At 57.8% G+C, this 14,361-nt stretch carries 16 protein-coding genes; 4 read left to right on the top strand and 12 right to left on the bottom strand.

Features of this window, described 5'->3' with window-relative positions; all coding sequences use genetic code 11:
• Window positions 1–97: 97 nt before the first annotated feature.
• The 5 genes from RGV06_RS13695 to RGV06_RS13675 all read right to left on the bottom strand — a co-directional run bounded on the left by RGV06_RS13695 (window position 98) and on the right by RGV06_RS13675 (window position 4,157).
• Complete coding sequence (locus RGV06_RS13695; protein WP_019824509.1) at window positions 98–412, bottom strand: DUF2388 domain-containing protein; 315 nt, start codon at window positions 410–412, stop codon at window positions 98–100.
• A 66-nt stretch (window positions 413–478) separates the two neighbouring features.
• Window positions 479–928: an NfeD family protein gene (locus tag RGV06_RS13690; RefSeq protein WP_198822391.1), complete on the bottom strand. Its 450-nt coding sequence runs from the start codon at window positions 926–928 to the stop codon at window positions 479–481.
• A 3-nt stretch (window positions 929–931) separates the two neighbouring features.
• Window positions 932–1,852, bottom strand: a complete 921-nt coding sequence (locus tag RGV06_RS13685) for an SPFH domain-containing protein (RefSeq protein ID WP_019824512.1) — start codon at window positions 1,850–1,852, stop codon at window positions 932–934.
• 80 nt (window positions 1,853–1,932) lie between these two features.
• Complete coding sequence (locus RGV06_RS13680) at window positions 1,933–3,717, bottom strand: GspE/PulE family protein (RefSeq protein WP_019824513.1); 1,785 nt, start codon at window positions 3,715–3,717, stop codon at window positions 1,933–1,935.
• A gap of 101 nt (window positions 3,718–3,818) precedes the next feature.
• Entirely contained in the window at window positions 3,819–4,157 is a 339-nt protein-coding gene (locus tag RGV06_RS13675; protein ID WP_019824514.1) for a hypothetical protein, read from the bottom strand.
• 127 nt (window positions 4,158–4,284) lie between these two features.
• Here RGV06_RS13675 and RGV06_RS13670 point away from each other — a divergent pair, with 127 nt between their 5' ends.
• Window positions 4,285–4,749 carry an Lrp/AsnC family transcriptional regulator gene (locus RGV06_RS13670; protein WP_019824516.1) on the top strand — a complete coding sequence of 155 codons (465 nt, stop codon included), beginning with the start codon at window positions 4,285–4,287 and terminating at the stop codon, window positions 4,747–4,749.
• Window positions 4,750–4,902: 153 nt separating this feature from the next.
• On the opposite strand, the gene RGV06_RS13665 is transcribed toward RGV06_RS13670, so the two are convergent.
• The 5 genes from RGV06_RS13665 to RGV06_RS13645 form a co-directional block, all read right to left on the bottom strand.
• On the bottom strand, window positions 4,903–5,826 hold the full coding sequence (locus RGV06_RS13665; RefSeq protein ID WP_046810430.1) for a hypothetical protein: 924 nt from the start codon (window positions 5,824–5,826) through the stop codon (window positions 4,903–4,905).
• A 245-nt stretch (window positions 5,827–6,071) separates the two neighbouring features.
• On the bottom strand, window positions 6,072–6,548 hold the full coding sequence (locus RGV06_RS13660; protein WP_019824518.1) for a glycine zipper domain-containing protein: 477 nt from the start codon (window positions 6,546–6,548) through the stop codon (window positions 6,072–6,074).
• A gap of 320 nt (window positions 6,549–6,868) precedes the next feature.
• A complete protein-coding gene (locus tag RGV06_RS13655) occupies window positions 6,869–9,217 on the bottom strand; it encodes an FdhF/YdeP family oxidoreductase (protein WP_019824520.1) in 2,349 nt (782 codons plus the stop codon).
• Window positions 9,214–10,053, bottom strand: a complete 840-nt coding sequence (fdhD, locus tag RGV06_RS13650; RefSeq protein ID WP_048352255.1) for a formate dehydrogenase accessory sulfurtransferase FdhD — start codon at window positions 10,051–10,053, stop codon at window positions 9,214–9,216. The genes RGV06_RS13655 and fdhD overlap by 4 nt, the downstream gene beginning before the upstream one ends.
• Window positions 10,054–10,147: 94 nt before the next feature.
• Window positions 10,148–11,035, bottom strand: coding sequence for a LysR family transcriptional regulator (locus RGV06_RS13645; RefSeq protein WP_019824732.1), 888 nt, complete (start codon window positions 11,033–11,035; stop codon window positions 10,148–10,150).
• A gap of 104 nt (window positions 11,036–11,139) precedes the next feature.
• Here RGV06_RS13645 and lysM point away from each other — a divergent pair, with 104 nt between their 5' ends.
• Window positions 11,140–11,580, top strand: coding sequence for a peptidoglycan-binding protein LysM (gene lysM, locus RGV06_RS13640; RefSeq protein ID WP_019824735.1), 441 nt, complete (start codon window positions 11,140–11,142; stop codon window positions 11,578–11,580).
• Window positions 11,581–11,657: 77 nt separating this feature from the next.
• Here the strand turns inward: lysM and yrfG are convergent, their stop codons facing one another.
• Entirely contained in the window at window positions 11,658–12,320 is a 663-nt protein-coding gene (gene yrfG, locus RGV06_RS13635) for a GMP/IMP nucleotidase (RefSeq protein ID WP_019824737.1), read from the bottom strand.
• Window positions 12,321–12,407: 87 nt separating this feature from the next.
• Here yrfG and nudE point away from each other — a divergent pair, with 87 nt between their 5' ends.
• Complete coding sequence (gene nudE / locus RGV06_RS13630) at window positions 12,408–12,974, top strand: ADP compounds hydrolase NudE (protein WP_048352254.1); 567 nt, start codon at window positions 12,408–12,410, stop codon at window positions 12,972–12,974.
• Window positions 12,971–13,798, top strand: a complete 828-nt coding sequence (gene cysQ, locus RGV06_RS13625) for a 3'(2'),5'-bisphosphate nucleotidase CysQ (protein WP_046810315.1) — start codon at window positions 12,971–12,973, stop codon at window positions 13,796–13,798. Before nudE ends, cysQ begins: the two co-directional genes overlap by 4 nt.
• A 104-nt stretch (window positions 13,799–13,902) precedes the next feature.
• Here the strand turns inward: cysQ and RGV06_RS13620 are convergent, their stop codons facing one another.
• Window positions 13,903–14,358 (bottom strand): thioesterase domain-containing protein, encoded by a 456-nt coding sequence (locus tag RGV06_RS13620; RefSeq protein ID WP_322150196.1) that lies wholly within the window; start codon window positions 14,356–14,358, stop codon window positions 13,903–13,905.
• Window positions 14,359–14,361 lie beyond the last annotated feature (3 nt).

Raw genomic sequence — 14,361 nt, 5'->3', positions numbered from 1 at the left:
CTGCCGCAGACTGCGATGAGGTCCGAAGGCCCTTCAGGATTTCAGGGCAGCTTCGCAACCCATCGCGGCCTGCGGCAGCAGCTACAAGGGGAGGCTTTTACTCGGCAGTAGCGTTTTTAACCAGAATTGCGTTGGCCAGGTCCATGTCGCTAACGTTCATGTTCGGGTTATCAGCGCGCACTTGTTGCATGGCCGATTCCAGGTACGGTCCACGAATCGAACCGTTGCTGGCAACGAAGCTGCCGGCGTCATCTTGAGCGGCGATAACCTTGCGGTCTTTTTTGAAGGTCAGGTAGGTAGACCCGGTCGTTGCACCGGAAGACAGCACATTACGCCAGAAGCTGTCGGCCATTGCAGACCCAACAGGAAGAGACAGCAAGGCGATAGCGGCTACAGCATATTTGAGGCGCATGACGGTGACTCCGAATAGATTAGCTATCGAGTTTGATTGCAAATTGCACCCAGGAGTTCCGTAACGTCAGGGTACAATTTCTACGCTCAACACTGTTCCGTTTTGGGCGGTAACGCGAACCGGCGTTCCCACCGCGGCGTCAGGCCCTACGGCCATCCAGACGCTGTCGCCGACTTTGATTTTGCCCCGCCCCTCCACAATCGCCTGTTGAACGACGAAGGTACGGCCGATCAATTCATGACCACGCTGATTCAGGTTGGGTTGGTCGCCACTTTCGGCTTTGCCGCGCTGGCGCCGCCACCAGAACACCGCGGTGAGGATCGCCAGCACCCCAAACAAGGGAAGTTGCAGTGTCCAGGGCAGTTCGGGGATCACAAAGGTTAGAAGCCCGACAATAATGCCGGCTATGCCTGTCCACAGCAGATAACCTCCGGCGCCAAATACCTCCAGAATCAACAGTGCCGTTCCCAGCGCCAGCCAGTCCCAGTAGTTCAGGTGTTGCAGAAACTCCCACATGTATCAGACCTTTTTGGAATCAAAGGTAGCTTTGACGATTTCGCCGATGCCGCCCACTGCGCCGATAACCTGGCTGGCTTCCAGCGGCATGAGGATGACTTTGCTGTTGTTGGCAGAAGCCAGCTTGCCCAGTGCATCGATATATTTTTGCGCCACGAAGTAGTTGATCGCCTGCACGTTACCTGTGGCAATGGCTTCGGAGACCACTTGCGTTGCCCGAGCTTCCGCTTCGGCCTGTCGCTCGCGGGCTTCGGCTTCGAGGAACGCGGCCTGACGACCCCCTTCGGCTTCGAGGATCTGTGCCTGCTTCTTACCTTCGGCAGTCAAGATTGCCGAGGCTCGCAGCCCTTCAGCTTCAAGGATTTGTGCGCGCTTGATACGTTCGGCTTTCATCTGTCCGGACATGGCGGCCATCAGGTCGGCGGGCGGGCTGATGTCCTTGATCTCGATGCGGGTGATCTTGATGCCCCAGGGGGCCGTCGCTTCATCCACGGTGCGCAGCAGCTTTTCATTGATCCCGTCACGCTGACTGAGCATGGCATCCAGCTCCATCGAGCCCAGCACGGTCCGGATGTTGGTTTGCAGCAGGTTACGGATGGCGTGTTCGAGATTGTTGACCTCATATGCAGCCTGAGCCGTATTGACCACCTGGAAAAAACACACGGCATCGATCTGCACGGTGGCGTTATCGGCGGTGATCACTTCTTGCGGCGGGATATCCAGCACGCTTTCCATCACGTTGATCTTGCGCCCGATGCGGTCCATCACCGGAATGATGATGTTCAGGCCCGGCTTGAGGGTGTTGGTGTAACGCCCGAAGCGCTCCACCGTCCATTGATACCCTTGCGGAACCACCTTGAAGCCCATGAAGAGCATGGCGATAGCCAAGGCAACAAATAACAGGATCACAGTACCCGCTTGCATAACCATTCCTTGTTTTGAGGTGTAAGAAACAAACGAACGAGGAGTGTAACGATCAAAAAATAGGCGTAACTGTTTAAATTTTAGTCAAAAGAATTCAACTGCGCGGGGGTAACTCGCAAGGCTTCTTCCATGGAAGTCGTCCCGTTGGCGACTTTGTGGGCTGCGGCCAGCCTCAGACTGAGCATGCCCTGCGCGTGCGCCTGGCGACGAATGGCGTTCAGCTCCGTGTCAGGGCCAATCAGGGTTTTGATTTTATCGCTGATTAACATCACTTCGAAGATGCCGATTCGTCCGCTGTAGCCGGTGTCTCGACATTGCGCGCAGCCAGCGGCCCGCCAGGTACAGGCGGGCAGTGAGCCGGGCCAGGTCGGGGTAAAGCCCTGCCAGTCGCTCAGGCTCAGTGGCTGCTCGTTCCTGCAGTCAGTGCACAGGGTTCGGACCAGACGTTGGGCCATGACCCCCAATAGCGTGGCTTTGATCAAGTAGGGTGCTACTCCCAGTTCTTGCAGGCGGCTGATGGCGCTGGGGGCGTCATTGGTGTGCAGGGTAGAAAGCACCAGATGTCCGGTCAGCGCTGCCTGAATGGCCACTTCTGCGGTCTCCAGGTCACGTATTTCACCCAGCATGATGATGTCCGGATCCTGGCGCATCAATGCCCGTACGCCGTTGGCGAAGGTCAGGTCAATGTTGGGTTGAACCTGCATCTGATTAAAGGCTGGTTCAATCATCTCGATGGGGTCTTCGAGGGTGCACAGGTTGATTTCTGGAGTGGCCAGTTGTTTGAGCGTTGCATACAGGGTGCTGGTTTTGCCTGAGCCGGTAGGGCCGGTAATTAAAATAATACCGTTGGGCCGGCGGGTCATGTGTTGCCAGCGTTGCAGGTCTTCAGGGCACAGGCCTAACTGGTCGAAATTTTTCAGCAGGACCTGCGGATCAAAAATACGCATTACCATTTTTTCGCCAAAAGCGGTGGGCAGGGTGGCGAGGCGCAGCTCAACTTCAGCGGCGCCCGGGGGCCTGGTTTTTATTCGACCGTCCTGAGGTTTACGTTTTTCGGCGACATTCATCCGGCCCAGGCTCTTGAGGCGACTGACGACGGCCACGGTCACCTGCGGCGGGAACTGGTAGACATCATGCAGCACGCCATCGATACGAAAGCGCACACAACCCTGCTCACGCCGCGGCTCTATGTGGACATCACTGGCACGTTGCTCAAAGGCGTACTGAAACAGCCAGTCGACGATATTTACAATGTGCGCGTCATTGGCATCTGGCTCACGGGCGCCGGTACCCAGGGTCAGTAGCTGTTCGAGGTTGGTTTGTGGGCTGGTTTTCTGATCGTTTAGCGCGGCTCCGGTGACCGATTTGGCCAGTTGGAAAAACTCCACGCCCAGACGCTGGATTTCCAGAGGGTTTGCAATTACCCGCCTGACAGGGCGCTTGAGCATCTGGCGTAAATCCGACTCCCAACTGCTGACCCAAGGCTGGCAGCTGGCGATGGTGATACCCCTGTCATCGACAGCCACCGCCAGGATTACGTGGCGTTGGGCAAAGGCGAAGGACATCAGTCCTGTCACTGTGGCGGCGTCTATCTTGAGCGGATCCAGGCGCAGATAGGGTTGTTCTACGTGGTCGGCGAGCCAGGCGGTGAGGGTTTCAATATCGAGGGTTTTACCTGCCCGGCTGGGGTCACAGAGCTGTTGTTCTGCCAGAAACACCAGCGGGTGCAAGGCTGCGTTGGAGGCTTGGCGCCACGCAATCAACACCTGTTCGGTGCAGCCTTGGGGGATACGGTTTTGGGCATGCAACGCGGCTAACAGGTTATTGAGGTCAAGCCACTGGTCATGGGACGGGTAGATGCGCATAAAAGCTCCTTTGGGCATCGGCTCAGACAGATCCTTGTCTGGCCGTGAACGCCAAAGCCTAGTCGCGCCCCTTTCAGCTTCACGTGCTCAATGGTTGCGAACTATTGCCCCGAGACTTGCAGAAAAGACGCTTTGGCCGACTGCACGGGGTGCAGCTCCATGTCGAATACGCTGATTAGATTGCGCAGTTTTTCACCAATGATCTGAGCCCGGTGCCAGCTCTGCTCATGACTCTGGATTTCGATGCTCAACGTGTCCTGATCGCGCACCACCTCCACCTGCTGCGGGATCAGTTGCTGCAAGGCAAACAGATTGAGTACACGGCATAGCACATCAGCATCGGCATCCGCCTGGATGCGGTAGAGCACCGGGCAGGGTGCTGCGTTACTGGCCCAGACGTCGGGGCGCAGTGTGTGGTTGACGACTTCCAGATGGGACATGCAAAGGCTCCTGTTCAGGCTGGAGAAATATTTACACGCCACGGGAGAAACTTTTTATCTAAGATGGTTTAAATCAACGATAAATAGACTTGATCAAGTCGCAAATTGTTAATTTAAAGGTGTTTTTATGCAGGGTGAACTGGATGCTTACGACCGACGCATTTTGGCGCTGCTGCAAGAGGATGCATCTCTATCGAGTGCGCAGATCGCCGAAAAGGTGGGGTTATCACAATCACCCTGCTGGCGGCGTATTCAGCGAATGAAGGATGAGGGCATCATTCGCGGCCAGGTGACCCTGCTCGATCGCAAGAAAATCGGCCTTAACACGCAAATTTTTGCCGAGATCAAACTCAATGCCCACGGGCGTTCCAACTTCACCGAGTTCACCGACGCGATTCGCGGTTTCCCCGAGGTGCTGGAGTGTTACGTGCTGATGGGGTCGGTGGATTTTCTGCTGCGGATCGTGACTGCCGACATCGAAGCCTACGAGCGGTTTTTCTTCGAAAAACTGTCGATGGTCCCGGGTATTCAAGAGGTGAACTCCATCGTGGCGTTATCAGAAATCAAATCCACCACCTGTCTGCCGGTCTGATCCCCGCCACAAAAAAACGGCCTTCACGAAGAAGGCCGCTTTGGATTTACACCTGTTGCATCAATGCACAAACAAGGCAATCAGAATAATGATCGGGATAGGGATACCGAGAAAAAACAGCAATAGTGAGCGCATTTTCATTCTCCAGAATTATTAATAAACAGCCGGCTTGGTGGTGTGTTCCACGTAGCTCACAGCATCACGTTGACGACCGCCAAACGTGGCGCAGAGGCTGGCGAAAAATGCACCCAGCAGCAGGCTGATAAACATCCACAGGGTGGTCCAGGCGGCGACTTTGGCGGCGGTGTCTGCGGCTTCCTTGGCTTTAACCTTGGCGTCTTCAACTGCCTGATGAGCTTTGGCATAGACCTGGTCTACCCGTTGCTCGGCTTCGGCCTGGCTGAGGTTGGTCCGCTGAGCGACGATTTGCGCCAGATAGGTACGGTCCTCACCGCTTAACTGGCCATCGTTGCCCAGGCTGCGAACAAAGATGCGGGTCACGATGCCGTGGGCGGCGTCTTCGCTGACAGCGGTGCCGCGATCATCGCGAAACAGGGTGTCGATAAAGTAATCAGAGCTATTGCCCGTATTTTTATCGGCGTGGCTGGCGGCCGCGGTGCTCATGGCAGAAGCAGCACCCGAAGCGACATTGGCGCCCGCTTGAACGCCGCTGCCTATCACGCTGCTGATCGAGCCTGCGATCAAGGTTGCCGTTACCAGCGTGGCAACAGCCCAGGATAAAAAGCCATGGGCGGTATCTCGAAAGTACACTTCATCGCCATGCATGTTGGCCCATTTGACCCGCAAGCGGCCGGCCAGATAACCGCCCATCCCTGAAGCAATGATTTGAGTGAGGGCCAGCCAGACAATGGCAGTAATGCCCAGGCCTTTGGCACCCACGCCTTCATTGGCCCACGGTGAAACTGCCGAAAAGCCCAGGCCTGCGCCCAGCATGATCAGCAGCAGAGATAGTGCGGCAGCGGTGGCTGCACCCGCAAAGATGGCGGCCCAGGAAACACCTGAGTGGCCAGAGGAATCTTGCAGGGCTGCGGGAGAGTGCTCAGTTGTCCCGATCATTATTGTTGTGCTCCTGAATGGTAGGAAGTGCAGCGTTCATTCAAGAGATTGCAGGTCACATGCCAACAGCGTGCGTGCGAGTAACTCCATATTTTTCAATAAGTTAATTTTTAATTGAATTTCGGGTGCATGCACTTTGCATGATTGACGCTGTTGCAGGCGGGCGTAATGCATTGAAACAATTTTACGAAAACAGACGCAGGCCAAAAAAAACGGGAGCCTTTCGGCTCCCGTTCTTTTGGTGATCAATGATGACGATGCTTGTTCTTTTTGCGATGACCATACGCGTGGCCACGACCACGGTTGTCGTCGCGGTAGTAGCGACGGTTATCGCGATCGCGATAGCGACGATCTTCGGCGTCGCTTTTATTGCCCATGTAGTTACCCAGCGCGCCACCGGCACCACCGCCAGCGGCTGAGCCGACCAGAGCACCCGTGCTGCCGCCGACACTGCGACCCAGCACGTTGCCGCCTGCAGCACCCAGTGCGCCACCAATGGCTGCTTCGCCACGGCTGCGTTTGTCGGCACCCACGGCACTGCCTGCCGCGCCACCCACGCCTGCGCCAATGGCAGAACCGGTCGAGCCGCCGAGCTGTTGACCAACCACGGCGCCAAGAACCCCGCCTAATGCGCCGCCTACACCGGCTTCGGTGGTGCCACCGGCCGAGGCTACGCCACTGACCAGGCCAAGGGACAACAAGAGAATCGAGGTGAGCTTCATAGATGAGCCTCAAAGAGATGACGGCGCGATCCTGAGGCTGTCGGTGATGGGTGACAATCGAAATCCGACGAGTAGCACGAGTTGTACACAATTCTATAAGTTGTTGTTTTTACTGGGGAACTTAATTGATTTTTGAGGGTCTGTTTACTAGTTCGATGAGGCCTCTTTTGTAGGAAAGAGGCCTTTTTTGTGCCTGAAATTTGGATGGGATGGGTTTCAAATGTGGGAGCGGGCTTGCTCGCGATTCGGTCGCTGCGGTCGGTCAATCAAACCGCGGCGATGTCATCGCGAGCAAGCCCGCTCCTGCACCTCAAGCTGCGTCAGCTGGCCTTGGCCATAATCAGTTTTGACGGGCTGGCTGCTTCCAGGCAGATGGCCACGAACTTGGAGGTAGGCGTGTGGCTGCCATCCCCTGTGCTTTCCAGCGGCACCAGTGGATTGACCTCCGGGTAATACGCTGCGGCTTGCCCGGCAGGAATATCAAACGCCAGCAAGGTGAAGTTTTTGACCCGGCGCTCGTGCTGGTCATCCCAAATTGAAACGATGTCGACTTTCTGTCCTGGCTTGAAGCCCAGGCGGATGATGTCGGCTTCGTTGACGAACAACACGTCACGCTGGCCCTTGACCCCACGATAGCGGTCATCGAGGCCATAAATGGTGGTGTTGTACTGATCATGGGAGCGCATCGACTGCAAAATCAGGTCGGGCAGTTGGCCGGTGGCGCGGGTGCGTGCATCCACCAGGTCTTGCGGCAGCACGTTGGGCCGGAAGTTGGCGCGTTGGGTGGGCGTGTTCCACTGCCGCGCACCGGCCGAGTTGCCCAGGTAGAAACCGCCGGGGTGTTGAAGCCGTGTATTGAAGTCCTTGAAGCCGGGGATGGTGTCGGCGATCAGTTCGCGAATACGTCGGTAGTCGCCCACCACCCAACTCCAGTCAATCGGATGAGTGCCCAGCGTGGCGGCGGCGATCCCGGCAATGATCGCGGGCTCCGAACGCATCTGGTTCGACAGTGGCTGCAACTGGCCATTGGAGTCATGAACCATGCTGAAGGAATCTTCCACCGTGACGGCTTGCGGGCCTTCAGCCTGAATGTCGATATCGGTGCGCCCCAGGCACGGCAAAATCAGCGCTTCTTTACCGTGCATCAGGTGGCTACGGTTGAGCTTGGTGCTGATCTGTACGGTCAGGTCGCAATTGCGCAGCGCCTGTGCGGTACGCGGGCTGTCCGGGGTGGCCTGGGCGAAGTTGCCGCCCAAGCCGATAAACACCTTGGCACGCCTTTCAAGCATGGCGTGGATGGCTTCAACCACGTTGTGACCGTTTTCACGGGGCACCTTGAACTGAAAGCGACGTTCCAGGGAGTCCAGGAAGGCCACTGGTGGGCGTTCGTTGATGCCCATCGTGCGGTCACCCTGCACGTTACTGTGGCCGCGAACCGGACACAGGCCGGCGCCAGGGCGGCCGATATTGCCGCGCAGCAGCATCAGGTTGGCGATTTCCTGAATGGTCTGCACCGAGTGCCGATGTTGGGTGATGCCCATCGCCCAGCACATGATGACGTTCTTGCCCTTGAGGTACATGCGAGCGGCGCGCTCGATATCCACCAGGGTCAGGCCCGATTGCTCCACAAGGTGATCCCACGAGGTGTCATCGAGGCTGGAGATGTAATCGAGGATGCCAGCGGTGTGCTCATTCAAGAAAGCGTGATCGAAGACAGCCGGTTCGCCTGCGGCTTGGGCATCGCGCTCCCACTGCAACAGAAACTTGGCCATGCCGCGCAACAGCGCCATGTCGCCGCCCAATGCCGGGCGCAAATAGGCCGTGTTGGTCGGGCGGTCGCCGTTGGTGAGCATTTCCAGCGGGTGTTGCGGATGCTGAAAACGTTCCAGCCCACGCTCTTTGAGCGGGTTGACGCACACCACCTGTGCACCGCGTTTTACCGCTTCACGCAATGGCTCAAGCATCCGCGGGTGGTTGGTGCCGGGGTTTTGCCCCAGTACGAAAATCGCATCGGCGTGTTCGAAATCGTCAAACGTCACCGTACCTTTGCCCACCCCGATACTTTGCGCCAATGCCACGCCACTGGCCTCGTGGCACATATTTGAGCAATCCGGGAAATTGTTGGTACCGAACGAGCGCACAAACAGTTGGTACAAGTACGCGGCTTCATTGCTGGCCCGGCCCGAGGTGTAGAACTCGGCTTCGTTGGGGCTGGCCAGGTTGAGCAAGTGCCTGGCGATCAAGGCGAACGCGGCGTCCCAACTGATAGGGGTGTAGCGGTCGGTTTCAGGGTTATAGCTCATGGGCTCGGTCAGGCGGCCCTGATATTCAAGCCAGTAATCGCTTTGCTCCAACAGTGCGCTGACGCTGTGCTTGGCGAAGAACGCGGCATCGACACGACGTTTGGTCGCTTCCCAGTTCACCGCCTTGGCGCCGTTCTCGCAGAACTTGACCAGGCCGCTCTCCGGCGAATCACCCCAGGCGCAGCCCGGGCAGTCGAAGCCGCCGTTCTGGTTGGTCTTGAGCATCATGCGCAGGTTTTTCAGCGCGTTGTCGCTGGTCAACCAGGCTTGCGCCACACTGATCAGCGCGCCCCAGCCACCGGCTGGGCCTTTGTAGGGCTTGTAGCGGGGAGTCGGGGTTTTATCGGCTTGATGGTGTGTGCTCACGGTTGATTCTCCTGCGCCGGGCTGTACACCCGTGGTGCGCTTTTTTGTGGCAGATGAATAAGGTTGAGGTTGTGGCGCCGTGCCCATTGCAGCGCTAGGCCCGTGGGCGAGGACAGGCTGATCAGGGTCTGGATACCGGCGCGCAACACTTTTTGAATGAGTTCAAGGCTGCAACGGCTGGTGACGATCGCCGCGCCGCCCGCCAGATCGATGTCTTGGCGCACCAGCGCACCGATCAATTTATCGAGGGCGTTGTGGCGGCCAATGTCTTCACGACCCATCAGCAATTGGCCCTGCCCGTCCATGTAAACAGCTGCGTGGACCGCGCCGCAGTGCTGGCCCAGCGGTTGAAAATCACTGATGCGCTGGCGCAAACCGTCCAGCCACTGTGCGGGTGGCAACGGTGCGCCGGGCAGCACCTTGAGGTCAGGCAGGGCTTGTTCGACCGCTTCTACGCCGCACAAACCGCAGCCGCTGGTACCGGCCAGTTGTCGGCGTTGCTGTTTGAGGTTCCAGAAGGCACGGCTGGCGATCTCGACTTGCGCGTATTGGGCTGAACCGGCGCCTGTGAGCGTGAGGTCGTAGATTTCGCTGGCGTCATGAATGATGCCGCTGCCCAGACTGAAGCCGACGATGAAGTCTTCGAGATCGGTGGGCGTGACCAGCATCACGGCCTGGCTGATGCCGTTGTAGGCAATTGCCAGTGCGACTTCTTCGGCCAAGGCCGTTTGCGCACCGCTGCTGTGATCCAGGGTGACGTAGTCATAGTTCTGGCTGGCAGCAGGCGCGGGCGTAACAGAAGCGGGCGCCGCGCACAGGGGGCGCTTGGCGTTCATAAGGCTGTACCAACGTTCAATTCAGCTCTTAGCCTAGGCGCGACACAGTGTCGCGTCTAATCGCTAGTGCTGATCTATTGATAGATGGCGTCGATCAAGAAGGGTTTTGTGATTTCTGATAAAGCGCAAAACAGGCTTCAGCAAGGGCCGATCGCGGGGCCGTGCGGCGCATGATCAAACCCAGTCGGGCGAGGGTGCGCGCGTCTGCAATCGGGTGCAGGCGCAGATCATCGGTCAACGCTTGCAGCCCGCCTTCAAGCGGCATCACCGCGCAGCACAGCCCGCCGTGGACAGCTTGCAACAGTTGATGAACGGCATCGGTTTGCAGCAACGGTTGTGGCGTGAGGCCACGGCTGTGGAAGTTGTAGTCGATGGACTGGCGAAAGTGCATACCGCTGCTGAGCAGGCCCAGCGGCAACTCAATGAGCGCCTCCCAGCTCAGGGGCTGATCGCCAAAGCTGAAATACCGTTGGTCGTACAGCAGGCCCATACGGGTCTCGTCCAGTGCAAGTGAGTCAAAGCGTTCCTGGTCGAGGCGCTCGAGGTACGAGACGCCTACATCCAGCCGATTGCTGGCCAGTTGTTCGAGGATTTGCTCAGAGCTCAGAGCCGATAGCTCGAAGCGCAACTCGGGATGCTCCTGATGCAGGCGCTGCAATAAAGGCAGCGGATCGAAACTGGACAGCGGGACGACGCCCAGGCGCAAGGTGCCGATCAGGTTGCCGCGACAGGCGGCCGCTTCTGCCTGCAAACCGTCGTAGGCGGCCAGCACGGTCCGGGCCCAGGCGAGGACGCGCTCGCCGGGTGCGGTGAAACTTTCGAATCGCTGTCCGCGATTGACCAGTTGCAGGTCGAGTTCCTGCTCAAGGCTGCGCAAACGCATGGACAAGGTGGGTTGTGTGATGTGGCAGCGGGCGGCAGCCTGGCCGAAATGCCGGGTTTCATCGAGGGCAATGAGGAATTTCAGCTGTTTGATGTCCATCGTCGCTCCCGGCGCAATTGAGTGGGCGATTCTAGCGCGCTTGCTCCCGTCAATGATGGTCTACGCTCATGGGTCTGGATCTTCCAACCCTAGGAGCGTGTTTTATGAGCATTTTCAGCTTTGTGAAAGAAGCCGGCGAAAAACTGATCGATCTGCTGACCCCCGGCAATGCCAATGCCAGTGAGGAACTCAAAAAACACGTACAGGAAGTGGGCCTGGGCAATCCAAATATCACCGCCACCGTTGACGGTGACAAAGTGACGGTCAGTGGCGAAGTGGCCACGCAGGAAGAGAAAGAAAAAATCATTCTGGCCGCCGGGAACATCGCAGGCGTGGCCAGTGTTGATGATCAAATCACGGTCACTGGCCCGACCGTTGTCGCTTCGCGTTTTGTGGTAGTGAAAAAGGGCGACACCTTGAGCGCGATTTCATTGCAGGTGTATGGCAACGCCAACCAGTACAACAAAATCTTTGAAGCCAACAAACCCATGCTCAAGGATCCAAACAAGATCTACCCGGGTCAGACGCTGCGTATTCCTGAGTAAGCCGGCGGCATCTTGTGGGAGCGAGCCTGCTCGCGAATGCTCTTCGCGAGCAGGCTCGCTCCCACAGGTTCAGAGATTCACAGTCCTTCCAGCAACTCGCGATAATCCCCCAGCGCGGTGAATTCCTCGGTGTCCTTCGGGCCTTTTTTGCTGTCAGGCTGTTTGACGGCCAGTAAGTGAGCCACGCCAAAATCACGGGCACTTCGCAAAATGGGCAGGGTGTCATCGATAAACAGGCTGCGGGCCGGATCAAAGCCGATATCGGCTTGCAGTGCATCCCAAAAGGCCGGGCTTTCCTTGGGGAAACCGTAATCATGGGAGCTGATCAGGCGCTCGAAATAAGGCGCCAGCTCAATGCGCTCCAATTTCAGTGACAACGAATCTCGGTGGGCGTTGGTGATCATGATCACGCGCTTGCCCGCCTGCTTGATCGCTGCCAAAAACGTGTCGGCGTCGGGACGCAAGGCAATCAGATGAGCAGTTTCAAGCTTGAGTTCGCGTACCGGGATCTTCAGCTCGCGGCTCCAGAAATCCAGGCAATACCACTTCAACTGACCGGCATTGCCCTCAAACAGCGGCGTGAGTTCCAGATCCGCCATTGCCCGGCTGATGCCATGCAACTCGGCATAGCGCTGAGGCAGGTGTTCGAGCCAGAAGTGATTGTCGTAGTGCAGGTCGAGCAGCGTGCCGTCCATGTCGAGCAGCACGGTATCGATGTCGCGCCAAGGTAAAACGGTCATGCAAAACTTCTCCCACAGGTAAAAATTTCCGACACAGACAATCGGAAAAGCCGGGGTATAGTACCCCGTTCATATTGAGGAGCCGCTATGCGCCAAAAACCCACCGTACTTGCCCGTGAAATTGTTGCCAGCAGCCGATTATTTCGGGTCGAAGAAGTGAAGTTGCGCTTCTCCAATGGCGTTGAACGTACTTACGAACGGTTGGTGGGGCGCGGCAACGGCTATGGCGCAGTAATGATTGTGGCCATGATCGACGCCGAACACGCCATTTTGGTCGAAGAATATTGCGGTGGCACTGATGAATACGAAGTGTCGCTGCCCAAAGGCCTGATCGAACCGGGTGAAGATATACTGGCCGCCGCTGAGCGCGAGCTGAAGGAAGAGGCCGGTTACGGCGCTCGCCAGCTTGAGCATCTGACCGAGCTGTCTCTGTCCCCGGGTTACATGAGCCAAAAAATCCAGGTGGTAATGGCCACTGATCTTTACGAAGCGCATCTGGAAGGCGACGAACCTGAGCCGATGCGCGTTGATCGGGTTAATTTGCGTGAATTGTCGAGCCTGGTGCTCAATCCGCAATTCAGCGAAGGCCGGGCCCTGGCTGCCCTGTATCTGGTGCGTGACCTGTTGACCCAGCGCGGAGTGTTTCAGCCGTGAGTGGTTTGCCGCATCCGTTGCTTGAAGGTGTCATCACTCTGGCCCATGCCGCTGGCGAAGCGATCTTGCCGTTCTGGCGGGCCGGTGTTGAAGTCACCGCAAAGGCCGATGATTCACCGGTAACAGCCGCCGATCTGGCAGCTCACCATGTGTTGCTCGACGGCCTCACGGCGCTGGATCCGAGCATTCCGGTACTGTCGGAAGAAGACGCCAATATCCCCCAGGCCGTACGGGCTGGATGGACGCGCTGGTGGTTGGTTGATCCGCTGGATGGCACCAAAGAATTCATTTCGGGCAGTGAAGAGTTCACCGTCAATATTGCGCTGATCGAACAGGGCCGTGTGGTGTTCGGCGTGGTCTCCATGCCTACCAGCCGCCGTTGTTACTACGGCGGCGCGGGTTTGGGCGCTTGGCGAGCGGATGGCGGTGTGACTGTACCCATCAGTGTGCGCAACACGCCGCCTGAAGGCGGGGCGTTGACCGTGGTTGCCAGCCGCCGGCATTCCAGTCCTGAGCAAGAACGCTTGCTGACCGGGTTGAGTGAGCATCTGGGCGAGTTGCAGCTGACCTGCGTGGGCAGTTCGTTGAAGTTTTGCCTGCTGGCCGAAGGGGCTGCCGATTGCTATCCGCGGCTGGCGCCAACTTCGCAGTGGGACACGGCGGCGGCTCAAGGCGTCCTGGAGGGGGCAGGTGGAGTGGTGCTGCAACTGGATGGCGAGCCGTTCAGCTACCCGGCCCGTGAGTCGTTGCTCAATGACTCGTTTTTGGCGTTGCCTGCCAAGGCACCGTGGCGTGAAAAACTGCTGGATCTGGCACAAGGCTGACTTTCATCTGTGGGAGCGGGCTTGCTCGCGATGGCATCGACGCGGTTCAACTGAAAGACCGCAGCGTCTGCATCGCGAGCAAGCCCGCTCCCACATAAACTGAATCAGCGATGCAACACATACTGCCCGCTAAACCTCACCGCATCTTCCCCGCCCTGTGCATTGATCACCCGCGTGTCCAGCGTCAACCGCGCACGGCCGTGGCGCTTGTACATGGCCAGGAATTTGGTCCAGGCTGCTTCACCCGGCGCATCACACAGTGCGATGGCGTCCTGGGTCACGGGCAGCGGGTAACTGATATGACCTTCCTGAATCACGATGTGCCCGACATCAATCCCCGCCTCGCGCAAGCTCAAGTGCAGCCAGCCCCAGCCCGCCAGCACCGCGCCGCAGTACAGGCTGCCGCCAAACATGGTGCTCTTGTGGTTGATATTGGCCTCAAGCGGCAACTGCAGGCGCAATTGCCTGTCTTGCCAGCTCACGACCTTGAGGCCCATTTCACGGGTGAGCGGAATGTCGTGATGGAGAACGGATTCCAGATAACGACTGTCGCGGTTCATGCA

It is taken from the genome of Pseudomonas sp. CCI3.1 (genome assembly GCF_034313985.1).
In the GTDB taxonomy this organism is placed as follows: Bacteria; Pseudomonadota; Gammaproteobacteria; order Pseudomonadales; family Pseudomonadaceae; genus Aquipseudomonas; species Aquipseudomonas psychrophila.
This window is presented reverse-complemented; position numbering and strand designations above follow the sequence as displayed.

What these genes read in the sequence shown, in the direction of transcription:
- yrfG (WP_019824737.1), bottom strand. Translation starts at nt 12,320, where the DNA reads ATGACCGTTTTACCTTGGCGCGACATCGATACCGTGCTGCTCGACATG.
- RGV06_RS13660 (WP_019824518.1), bottom strand. Translation starts at nt 6,548, where the DNA reads ATGAAGCTCACCTCGATTCTCTTGTTGTCCCTTGGCCTGGTCAGTGGC.
- RGV06_RS13620 (WP_322150196.1), bottom strand. Translation starts at nt 14,358, where the DNA reads ATGAACCGCGACAGTCGTTATCTGGAATCCGTTCTCCATCACGACATT.
- fdhD (WP_048352255.1), bottom strand. Translation starts at nt 10,053, where the DNA reads ATGAACGCCAAGCGCCCCCTGTGCGCGGCGCCCGCTTCTGTTACGCCC.
- lysM (WP_019824735.1), top strand. Translation starts at nt 11,140, where the DNA reads ATGAGCATTTTCAGCTTTGTGAAAGAAGCCGGCGAAAAACTGATCGAT.
- RGV06_RS13645 (WP_019824732.1), bottom strand. Translation starts at nt 11,035, where the DNA reads ATGGACATCAAACAGCTGAAATTCCTCATTGCCCTCGATGAAACCCGG.
- RGV06_RS13690 (WP_198822391.1), bottom strand. Translation starts at nt 928, where the DNA reads ATGTGGGAGTTTCTGCAACACCTGAACTACTGGGACTGGCTGGCGCTG.
- RGV06_RS13695 (WP_019824509.1), bottom strand. Translation starts at nt 412, where the DNA reads ATGCGCCTCAAATATGCTGTAGCCGCTATCGCCTTGCTGTCTCTTCCT.
- RGV06_RS13670 (WP_019824516.1), top strand. Translation starts at nt 4,285, where the DNA reads ATGCAGGGTGAACTGGATGCTTACGACCGACGCATTTTGGCGCTGCTG.
- RGV06_RS13675 (WP_019824514.1), bottom strand. Translation starts at nt 4,157, where the DNA reads ATGTCCCATCTGGAAGTCGTCAACCACACACTGCGCCCCGACGTCTGG.
- RGV06_RS13685 (WP_019824512.1), bottom strand. Translation starts at nt 1,852, where the DNA reads ATGCAAGCGGGTACTGTGATCCTGTTATTTGTTGCCTTGGCTATCGCC.
- RGV06_RS13665 (WP_046810430.1), bottom strand. Translation starts at nt 5,826, where the DNA reads ATGATCGGGACAACTGAGCACTCTCCCGCAGCCCTGCAAGATTCCTCT.
- RGV06_RS13680 (WP_019824513.1), bottom strand. Translation starts at nt 3,717, where the DNA reads ATGCGCATCTACCCGTCCCATGACCAGTGGCTTGACCTCAATAACCTG.
- nudE (WP_048352254.1), top strand. Translation starts at nt 12,408, where the DNA reads ATGCGCCAAAAACCCACCGTACTTGCCCGTGAAATTGTTGCCAGCAGC.